Source organism: Streptomyces sp. LS1784, assembly GCF_020103755.1.
GTDB lineage: Bacteria > Actinomycetota > Actinomycetes > Streptomycetales > Streptomycetaceae > Kitasatospora.
In genome coordinates this window covers 1-4,623 of the sequence record NZ_JAHSQD010000617.1, presented here as the reverse complement: position 1 = coordinate 4,623, position 4,623 = coordinate 1, and the positions used below count along the sequence as shown (strand labels likewise).

6 protein-coding genes and 1 pseudogene are annotated in these 4,623 nt (G+C 71.1%); 3 read left to right on the top strand and 4 right to left on the bottom strand.

Annotated features, from left to right (window positions below):
• Both KS423_RS39045 and KS423_RS39040 read left to right on the top strand, forming a co-directional pair.
• Positions 1-286, top strand: a pseudogene (locus tag KS423_RS39045) (2-phospho-L-lactate guanylyltransferase); the annotation flags it as partial.
• Positions 287-394: 108 nt separating this feature from the next.
• Positions 395-616 carry a hypothetical protein gene (locus tag KS423_RS39040; protein WP_030257846.1) on the top strand — a complete coding sequence of 74 codons (222 nt, stop codon included), beginning with the start codon at positions 395-397 and terminating at the stop codon, positions 614-616.
• Positions 617-814: 198 nt separating this feature from the next.
• Here KS423_RS39040 and KS423_RS39035 read toward each other — a convergent pair whose 3' ends face one another.
• From KS423_RS39035 to leuC, 4 genes are all read right to left on the bottom strand, one after another.
• Complete coding sequence (locus tag KS423_RS39035; protein WP_224284475.1) at positions 815-1,573, bottom strand: HU family DNA-binding protein; 759 nt, start codon at positions 1,571-1,573, stop codon at positions 815-817.
• A gap of 133 nt (positions 1,574-1,706) precedes the next feature.
• Positions 1,707-2,054 (bottom strand): hypothetical protein, encoded by a 348-nt coding sequence (locus KS423_RS48660; RefSeq protein ID WP_263455706.1) that lies wholly within the window; start codon positions 2,052-2,054, stop codon positions 1,707-1,709.
• Positions 2,055-2,236: 182 nt separating this feature from the next.
• Positions 2,237-2,833: a 3-isopropylmalate dehydratase small subunit gene (gene leuD / locus KS423_RS39025; protein ID WP_224284474.1), complete on the bottom strand. Its 597-nt coding sequence runs from the start codon at positions 2,831-2,833 to the stop codon at positions 2,237-2,239.
• A gap of 3 nt (positions 2,834-2,836) precedes the next feature.
• A complete protein-coding gene (leuC, locus tag KS423_RS39020; protein WP_224284473.1) occupies positions 2,837-4,261 on the bottom strand; it encodes a 3-isopropylmalate dehydratase large subunit in 1,425 nt (474 codons plus the stop codon).
• 235 nt (positions 4,262-4,496) lie between these two features.
• Between leuC and KS423_RS39015 the strand changes: the two genes are divergently transcribed.
• On the top strand, positions 4,497-4,623 hold a 127-nt coding region (locus tag KS423_RS39015; protein ID WP_224281414.1), incomplete at its 3' end, for a helix-turn-helix domain-containing protein.

Below are 4,623 nucleotides of genomic sequence, written 5' to 3'. Positions count from 1 at the left end.
GGCCCGGGTACTGGGCGCGGTGCCGCCGGACGGCCGGGCCTTCCTGCCGGACTCCCCCGGCCTGGGCACCACGCTGCTCGCCTGCACCCCCGGCCGCCCGCTCTCCCCGGCGTTCGGGGACGGCTCGCGGGCCCGGCACGCGGCCGGCGGGGCGCTCGAACTGCATCTCGCGGACGTGGAGTCGGTGCGCCGGGACGTGGACACCGGGACGGACCTCGACCAGGCCGCGGTGCTCGGCCTCGGCCCGCACACCAGCGCACTGTTCGCCCGGCTGAGCCTGTCCTGAGCCCTTCCCGGACGCCGCCCGCACGCCTCCTGCCTGCCTCCCGGCCCGTCCCGGCCCGGCGTCGACCTGCCCCCGGGTCCGGGCCGGCCCGCTCGCTATGCTGCTCGCATGCAGGCCACCGCGTTCACCTTCGACCCCGCCACCCGGGCCGGCTCCGTGCTGCTCGACGACGGGACCCCGGTGCCGTTCGACGCGGCCGCCTTCGACGCCGGCGGCCTGCGGCTGCTGCGCCCCGGCCAGCGGGTGCGGATCCGCACCGAGGGCACCGGCGAGGCCCGCCGGGTGGTCTTCGTGACGCTCCAGACCTTCCCCGACCCGGCCGAGGGCTGACGGCCCCACCCGGCGCCGCCGGACCTGTCCACACCCCGCCGCACCCTGCCCAGGGCACCTCCGGTGCCGCCGCACGCCGTCGATTCCTGACTAAGCGCCCGGAAATCGAAAGAGCCGCGGCGACCGGTTTCCGTGAATTCACGGAACGGGGTGCCGCGGCTCTGGACCGAAGGCCGTCCGGGGACGGTCGCGCGGGACTTACTTGGCAGAGGTCTTGCGCGCGGTGGTCTTGCGGGTGGCGGTCTTCTTCGCCGGCGCCGTCTTCTTGGCCGTGGCGGTCGCCTTCTTGGCGGTGGCCGTGGTCTTCTTGGCGGCAGCCGTGGTGGTCGCCTTCTTCGCCGCGGCCGTCTTCTTGGTCGCGGCGGCCTTGGTCGCGGCCGCCGTGGTCTTCTTGGCGGCGGTGGTCTTCGCGACCGTGGTCTTCGCGGCGGCCTTCTTGGCAGTGGCCGTGGTCTTCTTGGCAGCGGTGGTCTTCGCGACCGTGGTGGCAGCCTTCTTGGCGGCGGCCGTGGTCGTCGCCTTCTTGGCGGCGGCCTTCTTGGCGGCCGGGGCGGCGGCGGCAGCGGCGGCACGCTTGGTGGCGGCACGCTTGGCGGCCGGGGTGGCGGCCACGCCGCTCTTGCCCGGGGTGAGGGAGCCCTTGGGGGCCTTCTTCACCGAGGGGCCTTCCTTCGGCAGCTTCTTGCTGCCGCTGACCAGGTCCTTGAAGCCCTGGCCCGGACGGAAGCGCGGGACCGAGGTCTTCTTGACCTTGACCCGCTCGCCGGTCTGCGGGTTGCGGGCGAAGCGCGCGGAGCGCTCCACCTTCTCGAAGGTGCCGAACCCGGTGACCGAAACCCGGTCACCGGCCACAACGGCACGGACCATGGTGTCGAGCACTGCGTCGACGGCCTCTGCGGCAGCCTTGCGACCGCCCAGCTGCTCGGCCACCGCTTCGACAAGCTGAGCCTTGTTCACGTCTTCCCCTTCGGAAACGGGCGCCGGATGATTCCATCCGTTCTTTTCGCACGTTAGGTATGTATCTGCGGACTTTCAATTACCAAACGCGCGAATCACCCTAGTGTCGCAATGGATTTGCGCGTCGGCGACCTCAGTCGAGCGGCGGGGGCCCCTCGTCGAGGTCATGTACAAAGCGACTCAACCGCCTTGCCGCCTCCGGAAGATCGCGCTTGGCGGTCTCGGTGACGATGAGGAGTTGACGGGTGAGAGCGGTCTTTGCATCGGCAGACACGTTCAGCGCATGCACGCGGGCGTGAGCTTGCTTCAACCGCTCGGCCACAAGCGCGTAGAGCGCTGCGACTTCCTGGTCGTCCGGCCCCTCAGCTGGCGCGGAGGTGACGTCCGGCCGATCGTCAATTCGGCGTTCGGATGGCCGGCCCACGGAGTCCTCAGCCGCGGGTTCGCCGCCCGCGTACGGAGGTTCATGGTGCCGGTGCATGTACTGATTGTGCCATCTACCCGCAGTTGTACTTGCGCGGGGCCCTCTTCCGCAAAGCCAAATGGGCAATCCGGGGCGGGCCCCGGCGCTAACTCGCGCTCCGGAACGCCGGATGGCCCGGCCCCCCCGAGGGGGGCGCGGGCCATCCGGCGGATCGTCAGAATGCTTGTTCTGAAGGGAACTCAGGCGACCGGCAGAGTACGCGGCTTGAAGGCCGGGCGGGTCGCTTCGAAGGCCGCGATGTCGGCCTCGTTCCGCAGGGTGATGCTGATGTCGTCCAGGCCGTTGAGCAGCCGCCACCGGACGTTGTCGTCCAGTTCGAAGGTCGCCGTGACGCCCCCGGCACGCACTTCGCGCGCCTCCAGGTCGACGGTGATCTCGGCCGAAGGGTCACTCTCGGTGAGCGCCCAGAGCCGTTCCACGGTCTCCTGCGGCAGGACGACCGTCAGCAGGCCGTTCTTCAGCGAGTTGCCCCGGAAGATGTCGGCGAAGCGGGACGAGACGACGACGTGGAAGCCGTAGTTCTGGAGCGCCCAGACGGCGTGCTCCCGGGAGGAGCCGGTGCCGAACTCGGGGCCTGCCACCAGGACCGTGGCACCCTGCCGCTCCGGCCGGTTGAGGATGAACGACTCGTCCTTGCGCCAGGCTTCGAACAGGCCGTCCTCGAAACCGGATCGGGTGACCTTCTTGAGCCAGTGGGCCGGGATGATCTGGTCGGTGTCCACGTTGCTGCGGCGCAGCGGGACGGCCCGGCCGGTGTGGGTGGTGAACTTCTCCATGGCTCAGGCCTCCACGGCAGCGACGTCGGCGGTCAGGTCGGAGGGGGCCGCGAGGCGGCCCAGCACGGCGGTCGCGGCCGCGACCTGCGGGGAGACCAGGTGGGTGCGGCCACCCTTGCCCTGCCGGCCCTCGAAGTTGCGGTTCGAGGTGGAGGCGCAACGCTCCCCCGGGGCGAGTTGGTCGGGGTTCATGCCCAGGCACATCGAGCAACCCGCGTGGCGCCACTCGGCACCGGCCGCGGTGAAGACCCTGTCCAGGCCCTCCTCGACGGCCTGGAGAGCGACCCGGACGGACCCGGGGACCACCAGCATCCGCACGCCGTCGGCGATCCGGCGGCCCTCCACGACGGCCGCGGCGGCCCGCAGGTCCTCGATCCGGCCGTTGGTGCAGGAGCCGACGAAGACGGCGTCGACCTTCACCTCGCGCAGCGGGGTGCCGGCCTCCAGGCCCATGTACGCCAGGGCGTTCTCGGCGGCCTGGCGCTCCTGCGGGTCGGCGAAGGAGGCCGGGTCCGGCACGGTCGAGCCCAGCGGCGCGCCCTGGCCAGGGTTGGTGCCCCAGGTGACGAACGGAGTCAGTTCGCTCGCGTCGATGAAGATCTCGTGGTCGAAGACCGCGTCCTCGTCGGTGCCCAGCGTCTTCCAGTACGCGACGGCGGCGTCCCAGTCCTCGCCCTGCGGGGCGTGCGGGCGGCCCTGGAGGTAGGCGAAGGTGGTCTCGTCCGGGGCGATCATGCCGGCCCGGGCGCCGGCCTCGATCGACATGTTGCAGACGGTCATCCGGGCTTCCATGGACAGGCTCCGGATCGCCGAACCGCGGTACTCCAGAACGTAGCCCTGGCCGCCGCCGGTGCCGATCTTCGCGATGACGGCCAGGATCAGGTCCTTGGCGGTGACGCCCTCGGGCAGTTCGCCCTCGACGGTGACCGCCATGGTCCGGAACGGCGCCAGCGGCAGGGTCTGGGTGGCCAGCACGTGCTCGACCTGGCTGGTGCCGATGCCGAACGCCAGCGCGCCGAAGGCGCCGTGGGTCGAGGTGTGGGAGTCACCGCAGACCACGGTCATGCCGGGCTGGGTCAGGCCGAGCTGCGGGCCGACGACGTGCACGACGCCCTGCTCGACGTCGCCGAGCGAGTGGATCCGGACGCCGAACTCGGCGGCGTTCCTGCGCAGGGTCTCCAACTGCACCTTGGAGACCGGATCGGCGATCGGCTTGTCGATGTCCAGGGTGGGGGTGTTGTGGTCCTCGGTGGCGATCGTCAGATCGGTGCGGCGGACCGTGCGGCCGGCCAGCCGCAGCCCGTCGAAGGCCTGCGGGCTGGTGACCTCGTGGAGCAGGTGCAGGTCGATGAAGAGGAGGTCGGGTTCGCCCTCCGCGCGCCGCACGACGTGGTCGTCCCAGACCTTCTCTGCGAGTGTCCGTCCCATCGGATTCCCTCCAGCCGGCCGCGTTGCCGGCCTTCTCGTGTCGTCGGGGTCAAAGCGTGTGCGCCGCCCGGTGCGGGGCACGTTCGCGAGACCTGCACGCCGGATCGCCGTCCACCATGCGGACGCCCGTACGGCGCCGCATCCTGGATGCCTCCCGGGCTGCTTTCCTCCAGAGTGGCGCTTTTCCCGGAAGTTTGAACTTGCGTCTCGCAGAGTGAGACCGCAGTCTTAGCGCATGGACAACACTAGCGGCGTCGGCGTTCTCGACAAGGCCGCTCTGGTGCTCAGCGCACTGGAGTCGGGCCCCGCCACGCTGGCGGGGCTGGTCGCCGCCACCGGTCTGGCGCGCCCCACCGCCCACA